This window comes from Corallincola holothuriorum, assembly GCF_003336225.1.
In the GTDB taxonomy this organism is placed as follows: Bacteria; Pseudomonadota; Gammaproteobacteria; order Enterobacterales; family Neiellaceae; genus Corallincola; species Corallincola holothuriorum.
This window is the reverse complement of record NZ_QPID01000026.1, coordinates 1-1,559: the sequence shown is the minus strand read 5'-3', so window position 1 is coordinate 1,559 and position 1,559 is coordinate 1. Positions and strand designations below refer to the sequence as shown.

Annotated in this window: 1 protein-coding gene; it reads right to left on the bottom strand. The window is 50.7% G+C overall.

Features of this window, described 5'->3' with window-relative positions:
- Positions 1-300: 300 nt before the first annotated feature.
- Positions 301-1,455, bottom strand: coding sequence for an IS110 family RNA-guided transposase (locus DU002_RS19220; RefSeq protein ID WP_114340074.1), 1,155 nt, complete (start codon positions 1,453-1,455; stop codon positions 301-303).
- Between the last annotated feature and the right edge of the window lie 104 nt (positions 1,456-1,559).

Sequence of the window (1,559 nt, the reverse complement as noted above, 5' to 3'; positions counted from 1 at the left end):
GGCGTTGGTATGACTCCCACTGTCAAGTTTGACGCACTGATCCCTGCTAAAAAACTAGCCATCGTATTCTCCTAAAAAAGAGCTGATACATCAGATGAAGCCGGTACTTTCGTCGGTTGCTATGCTGGTATCCGTGGATTACTCATTTTCATGAGCAGCGCCTACCTTACTTGTTCCGCCGTGGCACCTGTCTTCAGTCTATGTTCGTGGATCAACCGTTTGCGCGGTTGCCATCCTAACGCCGTCGGTGGTTGTGCCACACCCGTGGCTTGATCCAATGCATCAGCTCACTACCTGTTGTCATGCTGGCACCCGCGCCAGACGATTTGCTGGAACCACGTGACTGAGTACCACTTCCCGAGCAATGGCCCAGATATAAGCGATCATCTCTCTGGCGATCGCGGCGATCGCCACGTTGTAATGCTTACCGCGCTTCATTAGCCGCTGATAACGACGGCATAGCCGCAGCTGAGCCTGCCAGGCGATATCAATGATCTCCTGACCTAATGATTCTTGTCGTTTTTGCATCTCGGTGGAGATATTGGCGGCATAGCGATAAGAATGTGCCCCTTCAACCAATAGCCTGCGGGCCCGATGATTACCGGATTTAGTTATTGCCCCCAGTTTTCGTTTATCACTGCTGGTGTGCTCACTGGGGACTAACCCGAGATAACTCATTAACTTCCTGGGGTGGTCAAATCTGGTTAAGTCGCCCAGCTCTGCGATCACACCCACGGCAACCAATAGACGCACCCCGCGCATCGCCTGTATTGCTTTGACGACAGGGTAGTAACGCCAGCGTTTCACATGGTGAAGTAGTTCATTATCCAACCGCTCCAGTCGTCGCATGCGCTCAGAGACGGTTTGAATATACTCCTGTAACACGATCTGCTGTGCAGGATGGGGAAGCACTAGTTCGGTCAGCCAGCGGAGATGTTTCGGTGACCAGTTATCTTTTACAGTGCACTGAATGTGATTACGCAATAACAGCGCCTTGAGCTGATATTTGGCGGCTTTAAGGTCCTTCATGCAGGCTTCTCTGGCACGGGACAGATCCCGTATTGCTTCGTCTTCAGGCTCAGGTACGTAGATGGGGGTGAGATCGCCATTACGAATACAACTGGCGAGCTTAATTGCATCCCTGCGATCGGTTTTAACCCGGTCACCAGGCTTCTTGGGGATAAGGGAAGGGGCAACGACGTAACAACAGTGCCCAAGGCTGGTTAAGAGGCGGTAGATCCAGTAACCGCAAGGGCCGGCTTCGTAAACAAAATGAAGCGTGTGGTTGGGATATTTAGACGTAAATTGTCGGGCCAATTTGGAGAGCGCAGCCTTGGTGCTGTTTACTCGGCCAAAGTGTTTAATTTCAGCGCGTTGACGATCTTCACAATAAGCGACTTCAGAGAAGGTTTTGTGCGTGTCTAAGGCGATAAAAAGTATGCTACTGTAATTCATGCTGACCTCCAGCTTGTATTGTTGACACATACATTATGGCTCTGGCTTTTAGCTAACCCACGAAGGCGGAGGTCAGCACCTTTTGTGGGAGTCATATTGTCTAT